This is a genomic window from Streptomyces roseus (assembly GCF_001044425.1).
Classification (GTDB): domain Bacteria; phylum Actinomycetota; class Actinomycetes; order Streptomycetales; family Streptomycetaceae; genus Streptomyces; species Streptomyces roseus.
This window is the reverse complement of record NZ_LFML01000142.1, coordinates 1-1,407: the sequence shown is the minus strand read 5'-3', so window position 1 is coordinate 1,407 and position 1,407 is coordinate 1. Positions and strand designations below refer to the sequence as shown.

At 69.2% G+C, this 1,407-nt stretch carries 1 protein-coding gene; it reads right to left on the bottom strand.

The genetic code is table 11. The annotated features are described in order from the left end of the window. Positions 1–391: 391 nt before the first annotated feature. Complete coding sequence (locus ACS04_RS30125) at positions 392–928, bottom strand: DoxX family protein (RefSeq protein WP_048479995.1); 537 nt, start codon at positions 926–928, stop codon at positions 392–394. Between the last annotated feature and the right edge of the window lie 479 nt (positions 929–1,407).

The window sequence follows — 1,407 nt, the reverse complement described above, 5'->3', positions numbered from 1 at the left end:
CTCCCTGCGGTCGCGTCGCTCCGCGATGTCGCTGCGCTCCACCCTTGACCGCCCGGCCCGCCCCGGAAAGACAACAGACTGCCGGGAAGCCCCCGAAGGAATGGCCGTGGGTTTGATGACCAGGAACGGCCACGTCAGGGATGCCCGCCCATCGCTCCGGGCGGCCGCCCCTCCTTGGCAGGACCATCGAACACGGTCAGGGCCGGGCGCGCGCCGAGCCCCGGCCAACCCGAGCCTGAGGGTGACGGATTGCCCCTCCCGCACCCCTTCGCAACGGATCGCTGCGCGCTTCTCTCGGCATGGCGTCCGACGACCGTCCGGGGGCTGGACATAAGCCGCCCACGGCCGTGACGTGTTGCGCGACGACGCGACTGCGGGTGGTTCGTGGTGGTCAGTCGCGGAGGAGGAGGACGACGAATCCCACTACGGCTCCCAGGACCAGTCCGAGGACGGAATAGCGGGGACGGGACTCGCGCAGGACCGGGAGCAAGTGGTCGACGGAGAAGCGGCCCGGGCCCGTGAGGGTGAGGGCGATGACGCCGGCGAAGAGGACCGACTCGAGTTCGATGCCCTTGGGGGCGAAGAAGGTGTTCAAGCCCCGAACGGCGAGGATGTTGATGAAGGTTCCGGTCAAGGCCGCGCCTGCGAGCGGCGTGAGGAAGCCGAGGGCGAGGCCCAGGCCACCCAGGGTCTCGGAGAGACCCGCGACGACCGCCATGGTGTCCCCGGCCGGATATCCGCTCATGGTGAAGCCCTTGCCGGTGGCCGATAGGCCCGGCCCTTTGAACCAGCCGAAGAGCTTCTGCGTGCCGTGGCCGGCCATGGTGAGGCCGACGACGAGCCGGAGCACGAGCAAGCCGACGTCGTGAGTGGCAGTGGTGGCGGAGGTGGCACCGAAGATCGCGCGTTCCCGTAGTTCGTACGCCATGAACGTCCGTTCTTCCGTCGCCTGTCAGCGACGGCCACCCTATGACGCTCGGCTGTGATGCCCCGTCCGCAACGTCGTATGACCCCAGCGTCGACCCGTTCGGCCGCAGACCACCTCGCCGCAGCGGATCCCAGCCCCGGACGGTCGTCGGACGCCATGCCGAGAGAAGCGCGTAGCGATCCGTTGCGAAGGGGTGCGGGAGGGGCAATCCGTCACCCTCTGGATCGGGTTGGCCTGCCGTGGTCCTGAAAAGACCGTCACGGGGGCCTATTCGTAGGCCTGGGCTCGCCGCGCGCCCGTCCCCGATCGTGCTCGGTGGTCCTGCCAAGTGTCGGCGGGCGATCGGAGCGGAAGCCGGGCATCCCTGACGTGGCCGTTCCTGGTCATCAAACCCCCGGCCATTCCTTCGGGGGCTTCCCGGCAGTCTGTTGTCTTTCCGGGGCGGGCCGGGCAGTCAAGGGTGGAGCGCAGCGACATCG